Origin of the sequence: Cohnella luojiensis, assembly GCF_004564235.1 — a bacterium.
Taxonomy (GTDB): Bacteria; Bacillota; Bacilli; order Paenibacillales; family Paenibacillaceae; genus Cohnella; species Cohnella luojiensis.
In genome coordinates this window covers 23,325-36,870 of the sequence record NZ_SOMN01000022.1, presented here as the reverse complement: position 1 = coordinate 36,870, position 13,546 = coordinate 23,325, and the positions used below count along the sequence as shown (strand labels likewise).

The 13,546-nt window shown below is 49.6% G+C and carries 12 protein-coding genes; 10 read left to right on the top strand and 2 right to left on the bottom strand.

Annotated elements, in window-relative coordinates; all coding sequences use genetic code 11:
- The first annotated feature begins 44 nt into the window (after positions 1 to 44).
- The 3 genes from E2980_RS15135 (at position 45) to E2980_RS15125 (ending at position 4,108) form a co-directional block, all read left to right on the top strand.
- Positions 45 to 2,354, top strand: a complete 2,310-nt coding sequence (locus tag E2980_RS15135) for a thiamine pyrophosphate-dependent enzyme (RefSeq protein WP_135153020.1) — start codon at positions 45 to 47, stop codon at positions 2,352 to 2,354.
- 18 nt (positions 2,355 to 2,372) lie between these two features.
- On the top strand, positions 2,373 to 2,672 hold the full coding sequence (locus E2980_RS15130; protein WP_135153019.1) for a hypothetical protein: 300 nt from the start codon (positions 2,373 to 2,375) through the stop codon (positions 2,670 to 2,672).
- A 68-nt stretch (positions 2,673 to 2,740) separates the two neighbouring features.
- Positions 2,741 to 4,108, top strand: a complete 1,368-nt coding sequence (locus tag E2980_RS15125; RefSeq protein WP_135153018.1) for a PD40 domain-containing protein — start codon at positions 2,741 to 2,743, stop codon at positions 4,106 to 4,108.
- Here E2980_RS15125 and E2980_RS15120 read toward each other — a convergent pair.
- Together E2980_RS15120 and E2980_RS15115 are read right to left on the bottom strand one after the other, a co-directional pair.
- Positions 4,081 to 5,031: a serine hydrolase domain-containing protein gene (locus E2980_RS15120; RefSeq protein ID WP_135153017.1), complete on the bottom strand. Its 951-nt coding sequence runs from the start codon at positions 5,029 to 5,031 to the stop codon at positions 4,081 to 4,083. The genes E2980_RS15125 and E2980_RS15120 overlap by 28 nt on opposite strands.
- 30 nt (positions 5,032 to 5,061) lie before the next feature.
- Positions 5,062 to 5,574 (bottom strand): hypothetical protein, encoded by a 513-nt coding sequence (locus tag E2980_RS15115; protein WP_135153016.1) that lies wholly within the window; start codon positions 5,572 to 5,574, stop codon positions 5,062 to 5,064.
- 144 nt (positions 5,575 to 5,718) lie between these two features.
- Here E2980_RS15115 and E2980_RS15110 point away from each other — a divergent pair, with 144 nt between their 5' ends.
- From E2980_RS15110 to E2980_RS15080, 7 genes are all read left to right on the top strand, one after another.
- A complete protein-coding gene (locus E2980_RS15110) occupies positions 5,719 to 6,234 on the top strand; it encodes an ADP-heptose synthase (protein WP_135153015.1) in 516 nt (171 codons plus the stop codon).
- A gap of 59 nt (positions 6,235 to 6,293) precedes the next feature.
- Positions 6,294 to 8,258, top strand: a complete 1,965-nt coding sequence (locus E2980_RS15105) for a tetratricopeptide repeat protein (protein ID WP_167747141.1) — start codon at positions 6,294 to 6,296, stop codon at positions 8,256 to 8,258.
- A 66-nt stretch (positions 8,259 to 8,324) separates the two neighbouring features.
- Positions 8,325 to 8,642 (top strand): YbjQ family protein, encoded by a 318-nt coding sequence (locus tag E2980_RS15100; RefSeq protein WP_135153013.1) that lies wholly within the window; start codon positions 8,325 to 8,327, stop codon positions 8,640 to 8,642.
- 14 nt (positions 8,643 to 8,656) lie between these two features.
- Positions 8,657 to 9,568, top strand: coding sequence for an aldo/keto reductase (locus E2980_RS15095; RefSeq protein WP_135153012.1), 912 nt, complete (start codon positions 8,657 to 8,659; stop codon positions 9,566 to 9,568).
- A gap of 78 nt (positions 9,569 to 9,646) precedes the next feature.
- Positions 9,647 to 10,678 (top strand): CobW family GTP-binding protein, encoded by a 1,032-nt coding sequence (locus E2980_RS15090; RefSeq protein WP_135153011.1) that lies wholly within the window; start codon positions 9,647 to 9,649, stop codon positions 10,676 to 10,678.
- Positions 10,679 to 10,839: 161 nt separating this feature from the next.
- Positions 10,840 to 11,277: a GNAT family N-acetyltransferase gene (locus tag E2980_RS15085; protein WP_135153010.1), complete on the top strand. Its 438-nt coding sequence runs from the start codon at positions 10,840 to 10,842 to the stop codon at positions 11,275 to 11,277.
- A 141-nt stretch (positions 11,278 to 11,418) separates the two neighbouring features.
- Positions 11,419 to 13,380: a stalk domain-containing protein gene (locus E2980_RS15080; protein ID WP_135153009.1), complete on the top strand. Its 1,962-nt coding sequence runs from the start codon at positions 11,419 to 11,421 to the stop codon at positions 13,378 to 13,380.
- Positions 13,381 to 13,546: the final 166 nt, after the last annotated feature.

Here is a 13,546-nt window from a genome sequence, read left to right as displayed (position 1 = left end):
AGCGCACGTTCAACGAGAAACCGATAGGAAAGGTGGAGTCTGACATGTCCGTTGACATTCGCAAGGAAATGGGCCGGCAAGGTACCGTAGAGCAACGAATCGTCTATGAATCAGGCAACGAGATGGCAGCATACGCCGCACACCAGATCAACTATCACGTAATGGGGTATTTCCCGATTTCGCCATCGACGGAAGTGGCGCAGTTTCTCGATTTGATGAAAGCGAACGGACAGCACGATATCGTATTGATTCCGGCAGATGGAGAACATGGCTCGGCGGGAGTCTGTTACGGGGCATCGACGGCAGGCGGTCGCGTATTTAATGCGACTTCTGCAAACGGTTACTTGTACATGTTGGAGCAGATGCCCGTCCAGTCGGGAACTCGTTTCCCGATGGTCATGAATCTCGTGTGCCGCTCCGTATCGGGCCCTCTCGACATTCACGGGGATCACTCGGATTTGTACTTCGCATTGAATACGGGCTGGCCGATCGTGCTTTGCCGCGATCCCCAAGCCGTATACGATATGAATATTATCGCTCTGAAGCTTGCGGAAGACCCGGAAGTCCGATTGCCGGTGCTCGTTGCTTCGGACGGTTATTTTACAAGCCATCAGAAGCGCCGGGTCATGACCTTCACGCATAAGGAAGACGTTCAGAAGTTCGTCGGCGAACGTCCGCCGGAAGGGTTCAAGCATGTGTTAGACCGCAACAACCCGATTACCGTCGGACCTTATATGAACGAACCCGATTATATTAACAACTGCTACCAGCAGAGCTTGGCTATGTATCGCGCGGAAGCCGTGTTCGACCGGATTCAGAAGGAGTACGCGGAGCTAACCGGAAGAGAATATCCAATTCTCGAGCTCTATCGGATGGAGGATGCCGACGTCGCCGTTTTCCTGCTCAATTCATCGGCGGAGATCATCAAGGACGTTGTCGATCAACTTCGCTCCCAAGGGATCAAAGCAGGAGCGATTTCTCCGAACATAATCCGTCCCTTTCCGGCCAAAGCGATCACCGAAGCGCTTAAGAACGTCAAAGCGGTGACGGTCGGAGACCGCTCCGACTCCTATGGCGGCCACGGCGGCAACATGGTCATGGAGGTTCGCGCGGCTTTGCAGCAATACGGCAATTCCACGACGTTGGTCGTCAGCCGGATCTATGGCTTAGGAGGCAAAGACTTCTACGCCGAGGACGGATTGAAAATGTTCGAGTTCGCGATCGACGCGATGAACAAGGGCTTCGTAGAGAAGCCATTCGACTATCACGGGATTACGGCCGGCGATCCGTCCAAAGCGCCTAAGAGAGTGCTCGAGCCGATGAAATACGAGGATTTGAAAACCGGTCTCATTACCGTTACTCCAGATGAAGCTACGGGCAAGATCAACGTGCGCGTTCCGCCGCTTCGTTCCTTGACGAAGAAGCCCAAACGGATTGCTCCTGGACATGGAGCCTGTCCCGGATGCGGGATTTTCTCCGGTTTGGAGCTATTCTTCAAGGGGATCGAAGGCGATATCGTTGCTTTGTTCCACACGGGGTGCGCGATGGTCGTCACGACCGGATATCCGTATTCCGCTCATAAGGCGACTTACATCCATAATCTTTTCCAGAATGGCGCCGCAACGATGTCGGGCGTCGTCGAGATGTTCCACGAGCGCAAGCGCCGGGGAGAACTGGACGAATACGGCTTGAAGGACGATTTCACGTTCGTCATGATTACGGGCGACGGAGGAATGGACATCGGAATGGGGCCTGCCATCGGAGCCGCTTTACGTAACCATCGGATGATTATTCTCGAATACGATAACGAAGGGTACATGAATACGGGAGCGCAGCTCTCTTACTCAACCCCGATGGGTCATCGGACTTCGACATCTAACGTAGGCAAGCATCAAGGTGGCAAGGTTTTTCACCACAAGGATACCGCGCAGATCATGGCAGCTACGAACATACCTTACGTATTCACCGGCAGCGAAGCAAGTCCTCAGGATTTGGTGCGCAAAGGCGCCAAGGCCCAGTGGTACGCCCAGAACGTGGGAATGGTGTATGGCAAGATCCTCATCACTTGTCCTCTGAACTGGCTATCGGAGGACAAAGACGGCGCCGATATCATCGATTACGCGGTGAATACCTGCTTCTTCCCGCTCTATGAAGTAGAGAGAGGCGTTACGACGATTACCTATAACCCCGAGGAGAAGGGGAAAAGGGTCCCGGTCGGAGATTGGCTGAAGATGATGGGCAAGACGAAGCATTTGTCCAAACCGGAGTACGCCGAGACGCTAAGAGAGTTCGAGCACGAGATCGAGCGTCGCTGGAATATGCTGAAGGCGAAGCACGAGAATCCTTATTTATGAGAAAGGGTGCCCGTTCCCATGCCTTACATGATGAGACATTCGCCTACGGGCACTTTGCTTGCCTGCGTTCAGCGCAATGGATATAAACTGGCTTATTACGGGTTGTTACTATGGGATGAACCGCCAAGCTCGGCGCAAATGGCCGAAGCCTTGGCGGGAGCGGGCATCGAGCGTGCAGATCCTGCTGGGCAGCTTGAAGACTGGTTACCTCTGGAGTTGACCGAGCACGAAGCGAAAATGGCGAACGTGAAGCTTCGCAACGATCCGTCAAGGGTAGTGGCTTATCGTGACGGCGTGATGACCGCAAGGAAGGTTTAAAAGCATGAATTATCCAACCCCCTTGGAGAAAGATTCCGAGGGGGTTTGCCGTTGGGGGGCTGAGAACATTGGGTTTAGTCAAATCTTTCGGAGTAATCGGGGTATTATCACTTAGTTTAATAGCTTGTCAGAATACACCGCAGCAAGCATCAATGTCGCCATCGCCGTTGTCATCCGATTCTGTAAAAGAACTGCAGCCATCTGCATCCGCATCCGTATCCGTTCAAGATTTTGTGGAAGTTTTGAGCCGAAATTTTGACCATTTCGTAAAGCTTAGTCCAACTGGAGTCTCGCCTGATTATTTAATGGCATTAACAGATACGGAATTTTTGTACATTGCAATCGATCCAGTAAGCCGGCAAAACCAATTGTGGACATACGAAAGCGAAGAAGATAAATCCGCCGTCCTCTGGGAAGGTAACGAACAAATAGATGTGAATTCCTTTCGGTACGTTAAGGTTGAGGGTGAAGATGGAGGAACGGTTCGGTTTAGTACTTATCTCGATGGGACTAGCAATGGTTATGCGATTTCTAGGCAATCCATAAGAGAAACGGATCCTTATGAACAGTTAAGCCCTGATAAGACTTGGTCGGCAATCGTTAAAGCGGATCAAGGGATTTGGGGCGTGGAACAGAAGACAGGAAAACAAGAAAGGTGGACCCAGGGGAATCAGGATCGGCAACCGTTATGGTTTCCGGATGGTAGTCAGTTCGTGTATCTAGCCTCAACAGGGGTTCAATTAGGAGATGGCGCCGGAGAAGCGACGACATTGGCTATATTCGACGTTGAATCGCGAAAAACTAAAAAACTGTCGTTCGAAGAGGGTTTTTGGGGCGGGATTCGGTGGCTGACTCCAGGTAAAACGATTCTGGCCGATAACGGATTCGACGATGTCATCGGATTAAAGGTCGTAAATCTGTATACCAATCAGGAGAAGCAAATCTACATGGATGACATTTCGAATTATTCGAACCATGCTTATAATCCGATACTGAAACAATTATTGGTTTCCACCGAAGGTCAATTCGTCATCTACGATGAGGATGGAAACGCGTTAATAGAGCAGCCTTGGGGGGACGGATGGGATGAATATTCCCGGAAGAATCCGGATTTCGGAAAATCAAAGGAAAGTTACGAACCCTTCTACGGCGCCGGCGAGGACGGCGGCTGGTACGGATTGCATTCCTTCGCGTTCTCGCCGGATGGCAAATATCTTGCGTACTCGATCGGAACAATGGGGTCAAGCATCTACGACAAGGTTCAAGGGAGCAAAGTTATCTTAAGCTTAGCCGATGGTTCTAATCCAAAGTTGCTGACGAACGATTATTTGGACATTAGAAGACTTCAGTGGTTACCGTCGTCGCATCAGGTGATTATTCTCGTTGGGAGACCTAACAGCGATGATACTTATTTGGCCTGGATCAACCTAGAATAAATAAGTTCTTTGAACAGCCGATAGGGGAGAAACGTATGTTTGTATAACGTGCTGGCGAATACGGCGATAAGCTCGTGCTCGGGAACGACGAAGATGTACTGCCCGCCGTAACCCATGGCGAAATAACAAGCAGGCGATGTCGGCTTGTCGTCGCTTGCCACGATCCACCAATGATAGCCATAGGAACCGATATGATCGTAGGTATGATGATGAGCGTTGGTGCTATCGGCAATCCATCTCTCGGGAACGATCCGCGAGCCATTCAAGTATCCTTTTCCCAACGCCAGCTTGCCGATCTTCATAAGGTCCGGCGCTTTCAGCTCCAGTCCGAAGCCGCCGATTACGATGCCTTTGGCGTCCGAATACCATCGGTATTGCTCGATCCCCAAAGGCTTGAACAAATATTTCTCCGCATACTCCGCAGTCTTCAACCCCGTAACCTTTTGCAAGATCGCGCTTAAGAGGTGCGAGCACCCCGAATCGTAGAACATCCTTTTCCCGGGTGAATATTTCATCGGTTGGGCTAAGATGAAATTGACCCAATTCGGACTATTGATCATGGGAGACGGAAGGCCGCCCCAATCGCCCATCTCCTGCCAGTCCCAGCCGGGTGTCATCGTAAGCAAGTGTTCGATCGTAACATCTTGTTTAAGAGTCTGTTTGACATCGGGAAAATAATCGGAGATCGAAGCTTCGATATTTTCTAGTTCCCCGCGATCAATCGCTATGCCGATAAGCAAGGAGAGAACGCTTTTCGTAACCGAATTAATCTTGTGAAGCTTGTCTTTGGAATGGGAGTTGCGTGTATGGGTAAATAAGACCTGACCGCTTTGGATAACCTCGCAGTAGTCGATTTTGGTTCTGGATACTTGCTGCGATAGTTGCTCTATATCAAGGAATGACTTTTGTATATTCGGACTCATTATTCACCTGGGCAATAGAGTATAGTCGATCTATGTATCTGGAAAAAGGGAAGCCTCTTTGCGGCCATTCGTTGACAAGAGATCGTTCACCTTCTGCAATCGCAGGCGTTCGTGAGGCTTGAGCTCTTTTTGGAAATAGCCATACATATAAGCCGCTTCGAGAAAAGCGAGGCTTGGATAGCAAACGACCTGTTGATGGGAGTAAGGATTGTCGAGCAGGATTTGCCACTCTCCATCCCTGCGCTCCGGGGGAATAACAGAGAGAGTTTCGTTCTTGGAGCGAATAATGAGCTTGAATTCGTCCCAGATCCCGCTCCAGGACGGGCTGAAGCGTTCGGGTGCCGGGAACAGATCGCGAACCCGTTCCAGCTTTGCAAGATACAGTGAGCTATCCTCGTCAGAGTAAGACTTCAATCCGTTGCGGAAGTCTTCCAGAAACGTAAAGAAGGTGAAATAACCCGCATCCTCCATGGACAATCTAAACGTTTGCTCTGATTCTTGCCGAGCGATTCGCATATAATGTTGAAAGGTCGATTCAGACATTCCAGACAGCCCCTTAACAGAGATAGAATGGCAACAATCTTTGAATATTATACGGCATCGTGTGGCATTCCGCCCATCATTTTATGATATAATGAGAAACAATGCGCTAGACCGCGGAAAGCTTTATGGGAGGGACAACGTAAAATGAGTCGGCGTTTTGTCATGGAGGCAGTAATGATCGCGATCTATGGGCAACTGCTCCAGCCGAAACATCCTGTCGAATACAGGATACCTTATACATCGGTGATGGAGCTCTACGATATGAAAGACAGTCCCGAGCCGGTTATGCCGGAGGCTGAAGATGACGCTTATGTGAAATTAAAGATCGGAGAAATGATTAGTTACTTCGAAGATCCGTTTAATAAGAAGAAGATAGAGCGCGCGCTTATGGCTCCTTGGAGAGAAAGCCCGCCGTTGCCGATCAACGAACATGTTACATTGGTCATCGTGAACGCATCGGAGAACATGCAGTACGGAGAACTGTTCGACCCTATCGAAACGGAAATTATCTTACTGTCTCTTCGCTTGCAAAGTCCGGTGCTGACCGATCAAATCGAATTTCAGGATAAAGTGGTACAGAACGCCATTCCCGTGCAATTGTTCGACATCGACGACTTCGAGTTTGCCGTTGAAGAAGGAATGGGAGTAACGGGAGAGTAAACGAAATAACGAAGCTGCCGAGACCCTCGGCAGCTTTTGCTTCAAAAGGAGGGATGCCTGTGGTTTACTCGATTGCCCGTTGGATGGCAAAAAGGTTACATAAGCGGCAGAAGTTGCAACAATCTCTCCGTTGGTACGAAAGATGGGGCGTTGTCCGCATGTCATCCGACGAGCGAGTCGACTATGCGGGATTGTTGCACGACAGCGGAAAATCAGAGCAAGCCGTCGATGTGCTGTCAAAGCTGCTCGCTAAAGAACAGCATGCGCACGCTTACGAGCGGAGAGCGCACATCTACAACGAAATGGGTAAAGAAGAGGAAGCTATAGCGGACTTGAATGACGCTATTCTGCTTGACTCCGGGCCTTATATTTATTGGTACACGAGAGCGATAACCCATCATGACAGAGGGGAATACGAGTTATCGGTGCGCGACTTCAAAGAAGCGTTGGAGAGAAGGGAAGATTCGAAGGCTTCCACTTATTACGAGATGGGCAATGTCTACATGAAGATGGGGAGTTTTGCCGAAGCGGAGGCCTGTTATCGGGAGTCCGCATCCAATCCGGCTAAGGCGATTCCTCACTATTATTTCCGGCAAGCGCAAGCATTGGAACAAATGAACAAGACGGAAGAGGCTCAAGACGCGTTATCCAAAGGGATTAAGCTCCAAGATGAATGGCGCAGACTGAGCGATCTCGGAGCTGCCATGCTAAAGGAGCGAACGAATTACTCTCCTGCTGCAGTTGCAAGCTTCCTCAAGGGAGCGCAAGACGAGTACGGTTTCCGGTTGTTCGAATCAAAGCTGCACGAAGCCAAAGGCGAACTCGACGCAGCGTTATCGTCGGTTGACGAAGCATTACGGCAATATCCGAACGCGGCCGAGCTGCAGCTTCGCAAAGGCAGTCTGCTCAGGCAGCTTGATCGCCATTCGGAGGCGGTGGAAGTACTAACCCTCTTAAAGGAAAACAATCCTTTATGGTTGCCTGCGTATATGGAGCTAAGCACCGCGTACAGGACCTTGGGAACGCACGACGAGATGATTTCTATGCTCCAGTCGGCCAAGAAGCATTTTCCCGAGCATACTGTCGTTCGGTTCTGGTTAGCGGATGCCTACCGGGAAGCGGGACGAGATGAGGAAGCACGTAAGGAAAATGAAGAGTTGACGGATATGGAGCCAAACGATCCTTTGAACTGGAAACAAAACGCGGAAATCAACATCGATGCGGATCGTTACGGGGAAGCGGAGCAAGCTTATACTAAAGCTCTGCAACTCGAAGAAACGGCCGACTTCTATATGCGCCGAAGCTTCTCGCGATACATGGAGGACCGGTATGAAGAGGCGATGATGGATATCCAGTCGGCGATTAAGCTTGATGAGAGCCTGCTGAAAGAAAGCAAAACCGCATATGCGCTTGGCGAACTCTACGCGGGTATGGGGAATTGGGAACTAGCCGAGGCGGAGTATTCGCGGGCGTTGGCGCAGGAGCCGGATAATCCCCAAATCTATGACCGCCGCGCCCGCAGCCGTTTCGCCGCCGAGCGTATAACGGACGCGCTTGCGGATTGCAATCGGGGATTGCAGCTGGATGGAAATCATGCGAGGTTGACTTGGCTTAGAGGATTGATTCAATATCGGCTGGATGATCATGAAGCCGCTCTTATCGATTCGCTAGCCTACTCCGAGCTGCTGCCGGATGACTCGCAGGGTCATTACAATCTAGGCTTGATCTATAACCACCTTGACCGTCACGACGAGGCTATCGCTTCTTTCTCGAAGGTCATCGAGCTCAACCCGTTCGAGGCTCAAGCATACTTAGAACGAGCGTCATTATGGTATCATCATTCATTCGATCGAATTCGCGCGACGGACGATTTAGCGCAGTGGTTGCTTTATGCCGGGGGCGAGAAGCCGTACGGCGACAGGTTCGAGATGCTGAACGAAATCCGGGGTTTCGACGACGAGATGAGGACCCGGGCGAAGGAACATTTTTTGCAAGTATACGGAAACAGTCAATACCTGTCTTGAATTTGGTTCGTCACCAGCCCTATGGTAAAATAAGGGCGAAGTTCACGATTCGAAGGAGGAATTCGATTGCTGATAACGACAACGCCTAACGTGGAAGGTTACCGCATAACGGCTTATCATGGGTTGGTCACAGGCGAAACGATCATGGGAGCAAATATTTTCCGGGATTTTCTTGCCTCCATCACCGATGTAGTCGGTGGTCGTTCCGGTACTTACGAAAGCAAGCTGAAGGAAGCGCGGGATATCGCAGTTTCCGAGATGACGAGCCAAGCGCAGAGTTTAGGCGCAAACGCGGTTGTCGGAGTCGATGTTGATTATGAGGTCATCCGTGACGGCATGTTGATGGTTGCCGTTAGCGGAACGGCCGTTCGCATAGACGAATAAGAGGTGAAAGCGATATGAAATATAGAGTGCTTGGCCAGACGGGATTGAAAGTGTCCGTCGTTGGCGTAGGGACCTGGCAGTTCGGTGGGGAATGGGGCCGAAGCTATGAGCGGCAGGAGGTCAATGCCATTCTCGGCAAGGCCAAAGAACTAGGGATCAATCTGATCGACACGGCCGAGTGTTACGGCGATCATTTATCTGAATCGCTGATCGGCGAAGCCATTCAAGGAAACCGCCTGGATTGGATCGTCGCGACGAAGTTCGGCCATCATTTTCACCGTCATTTCGACCGTACCGACGTGTTCGAGCCTAAGGACGTCATTCATCAGCTTGAGTTGTCCCTGAAGTCTTTGAAAACGGATTATATCGATCTTTATCAGTTTCATTCCGGACCGGATGCTGCTTTCGATCAAGAGGAATTGTGGAATGTACTAAGCAGGCAAGTTCAAGCCGGCAAGATTCGTCATCTTGGCATATCCATCGGCTCTAACGAGAATATTCACCAAACCTCCCAAGCAACCAAGGTTAAAGCGGGCGCCATCCAGGTCGTATATAATCGGTTGGATCGCAAGCCTGAGAAGGAAGTATTTCCTTCGTGCATAGAACAGAATTTGGGAGTGTTGGCGAGAGTTCCGCTCGCGAGCGGTTTGCTTAGTGGCAAATACAAGCCCGGAGCTAAGTTCGCTTCGGACGACGTTAGATCGAGAAGAGACGCGGACCAGTTAGATCGGCAGATACAAGAGGCAGAAGCGATTCGCAATGATGAGGTTCCGCAAGGAACGGATATGGCTGCTTGGGCTCTGGCTTGGTGCTTGAAGCATCCCGCCGTCACATCCGTAATACCCGGATGCAAGGACGTCGCGCAGGTGGAAGCCAATGCTGCCGCGGTCGAGCTCGTGGAAGCGGGTCATAGGCAAGACGCATAACGCTGGAAGCTATAGAAAGCCTCTCCGTTGAAGCGGGGAGGCTTTGCTCATGGGATTAGAGTGGAGGAGAAAGGCTTGATGAATGACAGCATTATCCCCGTTTACGTGCTGACAGGGTTTCTTGGGAGCGGCAAAACAACGATATTAAACCGAATATTAGACCACGCCAAGACGAAAGGCATTAAACCGGCGATTCTCCTGAATGAGGTCGGAGACGTCAACATTGAAGGACAACTTATCGAGGCGGACATTCCGATGTCAGAATTGCTTGGCGGCTGTATTTGTTGCACAAGCCGCGGAGATCTAGGATTGGAACTCGTTGAGTTAGCTCGGGAGCATAAGCCCGAAGTCATCTGGATCGAATCAACGGGAGTAGCGCAGCCGCTCGAGATTATGGACGGCATTACGGAGGCATCTTTATATGCCAAGTTGGAACTTAAGAATGTCGTAACGGTCGTAGATAGCAGGCACCTGCTGGACAGAATGCGTATCGGATCGGGTAAGACGTTCAAGCTGATGAAGGAACAAATCCGCGCGGCCAACATCCTGGTGCTTAACAAGGTTGATCTTGTCCAGACAGAGGATTTAACAGAGCTGCAAGAAGCGTTAGCGTCTTGGAATTCCGCGGCGAAGGTAATCGTAACAACTAGAGGAGAGCTTGACCCTGCCGTCCTCTATGCGGAAACTCAGCCCTTGCACGCACATATGCATAGGCATGCGCAAGAGTCGGCACCTATTCATGTTCATGATGAGCACTGCAATCACGATCATAAAGACGATCATGTTCACCACCATCACGATCATCACCAACATTCCATCGTTTCCGAATTTCATGATCACGTTAACGTCGTAACTTATTATTTTCAAAGCGCTATCGATAGCGTTGCTTTTGAAAACTTCCTGAAGCAATTGCCCGAGAGCATCTATCGTGCGAAGGGTATCGTTACCTTCCGTGATACCGCAAGTCTTTTCCTGTTCCAATACGCTTACAAAGAAGTCGATTTCCTGAGAATTACCCCGCAGAAATCCGTCAACAACGTGGCCGTGTTCATTGGTGAAGGGTTCTCGCAATCGGAGTTATTGGAACGACTCGAGAAGTTGGAGAGTTAGAAGGATCTGCCAATATTATGGTTGATGAATCCGGAAATTATGCGAGATACTGGAAGTTAATTACCGTTGAATTGCAAGGATTTCTCAGGTAATCTGATAGAATGCCAGATCTATCGACTAATAGAGGCAAATAAAGCTGATAAAGAGAAGAAGGCAAACCTATGAAATGCATGAAAGTGACAACGGCCGAACAATTGCAGATGGCCTTTGACATTCGAGTGGAAGTATTCGTTAACGAGCAAGGCGTGCCTAGTGAATTGGAGATGGATGAATACGACGTTTCTCCGGATGCCTGTCACCATTACATCGTTTTAGAGGATGAGTTGCCAATTGCTACAGGGCGTTTCAAGACCTTTGAGCCCGGCGTAGCCAAGATGCAGCGAATCGCGGTGCTTAAATCGTATCGGGGCACGGGCGTGGGGAAATTTCTCCTATTGCGTATGGAGGAGGAAGCTCGGAGCATGGGTTATAGCGTTTCCTTACTCGATGCTCAATGTACAGCCGAATCCTTTTATCAAAAATTAGGTTACGTAACGGAATCCGAGGAGCCCTTCCTTGACGCGGACATCCTGCACGTAAGAATGCGTAAAATCCTGTAAGCCAAGGAGACTTCCGCTCCTGGCTTATTTTTCTTTAGATTTATTTTATTCAACTATAGCAACCTTTCACTAGAACTACCGTTATTACATATGATTAAATAAATGGATGTATCTAGACAACTAGATTAGAAGGAGCACGCTATGAAAAGAAGTTTTATGCAATTATTCGTTGTCGTAATGCTGCTATGCTCGATTCCTATACCGGCCATCGCCGAAGGAAGCGCGAACGGTTTGGAGACCCTCACCCTGATCCAAAATTCGAAAAAAATGATACATAACGGCTCGACTATCATGGCCACGCAGCCGCTCACGGCGATAAAAGGCGTATCCTACGTTGCGGCCAAGTCGCTGATGAAAGAAATTTATGGAGTGATCAGCTATGACTCCAAAAGCAAAAAGTACACGTTAAGCAACGGATTAACTAATCTGAGCATCAAGGTGGGCAGTACCGTCTATTCCGTGAACGGGGGTTCGGAGGTTAAAGGCGTAGGCGCTCCTTATGTGCTTAAAGGGTCGTTAATGATTCCTTTGAAGACCGTTTCCGTGAGCTTCGGGATGACATTAATGTCGATTCCGAAAGAGAAGAAAGTCGTTATGACATGGGAGTCCAAACCGGTTGCCAAATTCACCGTCTCGAATGTCAATCCGTATGCCCAGCAAACGGAAGTCTCTTACACCGATTTGTCCTACCATCCAAGAGGGCTTGCCATCGTAGACGAGCGTTGGGAATTTAACGAGACCATCTTCGAGCAAGCGGGAACCTATGAGGTATCGCACTGGGTAATGGACGAAACAGGCTTTTGGAGCGATGCCTATACGGTAATCGTAACGGTTAAACCGCCGAATCAACCTCCGGTCGCAATGTTCGCGACGGATAAGGACACTTATAAGATGGGGGAGTTCATCCAGTATACGGATCAGAGTACGGATGATGAGAACCGCATCGTTAGCCGGATTTGGTCGAACGGAGCGAAAGGTTTCTTCGAACCCGGTCCGCAAACGATTACTCTCAAGGTGACGGATGCAAATGGAGCCGTTAACGAATATTCAAAAACGATCACGATCGAGAACGAGACCAAGTACTCGAAAGAAGAGTTTTACCTAGTCTACACGGATGTTGGGGAGAAATTCCCGATCAGCGGTCCGGACGTGCTGAATTTGCCGATCATGAGCTACGACATTAATCCTCAGCCGCAAACTTTGATTCGATCGAATAGTCCGGAAACGATAGTGGATGAAGGAATCTATTATGAAGATCATGTAACGGGGAATGTACGTTTTCTCTTGCATAATCGGAATGGTCGCTCTACGGCGGTAAAGATTTATATTGTCGCAACGAACAACAATAACGGAATCGCCAATGTCCGAATCGGACCATTGGGAGCAGGCGGCCCTAACTCTTGCGTCTCTTGCGTAGGACGCGCCGCTACGGGGAGATACCTAGAATCAAGACTTAACCCAAGTTACTCGAACGTACAAATCCCCGCGGGACAAAGTCGTATACTGATTTCCGATTACAGCAACAAAGTCGTAAAACCAGGCGATATCTATTCCATGTTCGCGGACGTGACGATGGACAAGCAATTGAAGGTTCAGGTGGTTGTTGTCAGCGCGGCACGCGACGTGCTTAGCTATCTTCCCAATCTTAGTATATTGCCGAGCCATGACAGGCACATTCGCGGAACGTTCGAAGATGCCAACCGCGTGATGTTCGTGAATCAGACGATCGGGGACGTGAAGAGCCGGATGATTCTGGCGGATAACGTCGTGGATACAAGGCTGCCGGGAGTAGATAAGACAACGAATACGCCCGTACTCAACTCGGGGAATTACGGTACTCTTTATACGATTAGAATCAATAACGTTCAGCCTCACACGGCGATTGTCGTAAATCCGCGAGGAGGACATTACGCGGGAGCGTTCTCCATTAATAATCGGGTTATCTACATGACCAATACAGGCATTCTATCCAACCCTAACGAGGTTGGAATGCTCTACAAAACGGGAGATTCCGTGGAGTCGGTAACGATTATGTTCACGCCGGCTTCGGGTAGCATGCTGCCTATTAATCTATTATTTATGCCGATGCCGTTAGAAAGCTAGAATGATTTTTAATAGAGTAGCCGCTTAGGTGCATGAACTTGTGCCCTATGCGGCTTTTTCTGTGTAATAAATGAAAGATGATGGAACTGTCGGATGAAAAAAAGAATCGTATGGGCGGCAGCAATCGTCATCGTGTTGGCGACCGAAGGTTGAATCCATAGAACTC

What these genes read in the sequence shown, in the direction of transcription:
- E2980_RS15115 (WP_135153016.1), bottom strand. Translation starts at nt 5,574, where the DNA reads ATGTCTGAATCGACCTTTCAACATTATATGCGAATCGCTCGGCAAGAA.
- E2980_RS15130 (WP_135153019.1), top strand. Translation starts at nt 2,373, where the DNA reads ATGCCTTACATGATGAGACATTCGCCTACGGGCACTTTGCTTGCCTGC.
- E2980_RS15085 (WP_135153010.1), top strand. Translation starts at nt 10,840, where the DNA reads ATGAAATGCATGAAAGTGACAACGGCCGAACAATTGCAGATGGCCTTT.
- E2980_RS15110 (WP_135153015.1), top strand. Translation starts at nt 5,719, where the DNA reads ATGAGTCGGCGTTTTGTCATGGAGGCAGTAATGATCGCGATCTATGGG.
- E2980_RS15090 (WP_135153011.1), top strand. Translation starts at nt 9,647, where the DNA reads ATGAATGACAGCATTATCCCCGTTTACGTGCTGACAGGGTTTCTTGGG.
- E2980_RS15120 (WP_135153017.1), bottom strand. Translation starts at nt 5,031, where the DNA reads ATGAGTCCGAATATACAAAAGTCATTCCTTGATATAGAGCAACTATCG.
- E2980_RS15135 (WP_135153020.1), top strand. Translation starts at nt 45, where the DNA reads ATGTCCGTTGACATTCGCAAGGAAATGGGCCGGCAAGGTACCGTAGAG.
- E2980_RS15080 (WP_135153009.1), top strand. Translation starts at nt 11,419, where the DNA reads ATGAAAAGAAGTTTTATGCAATTATTCGTTGTCGTAATGCTGCTATGC.
- E2980_RS15095 (WP_135153012.1), top strand. Translation starts at nt 8,657, where the DNA reads ATGAAATATAGAGTGCTTGGCCAGACGGGATTGAAAGTGTCCGTCGTT.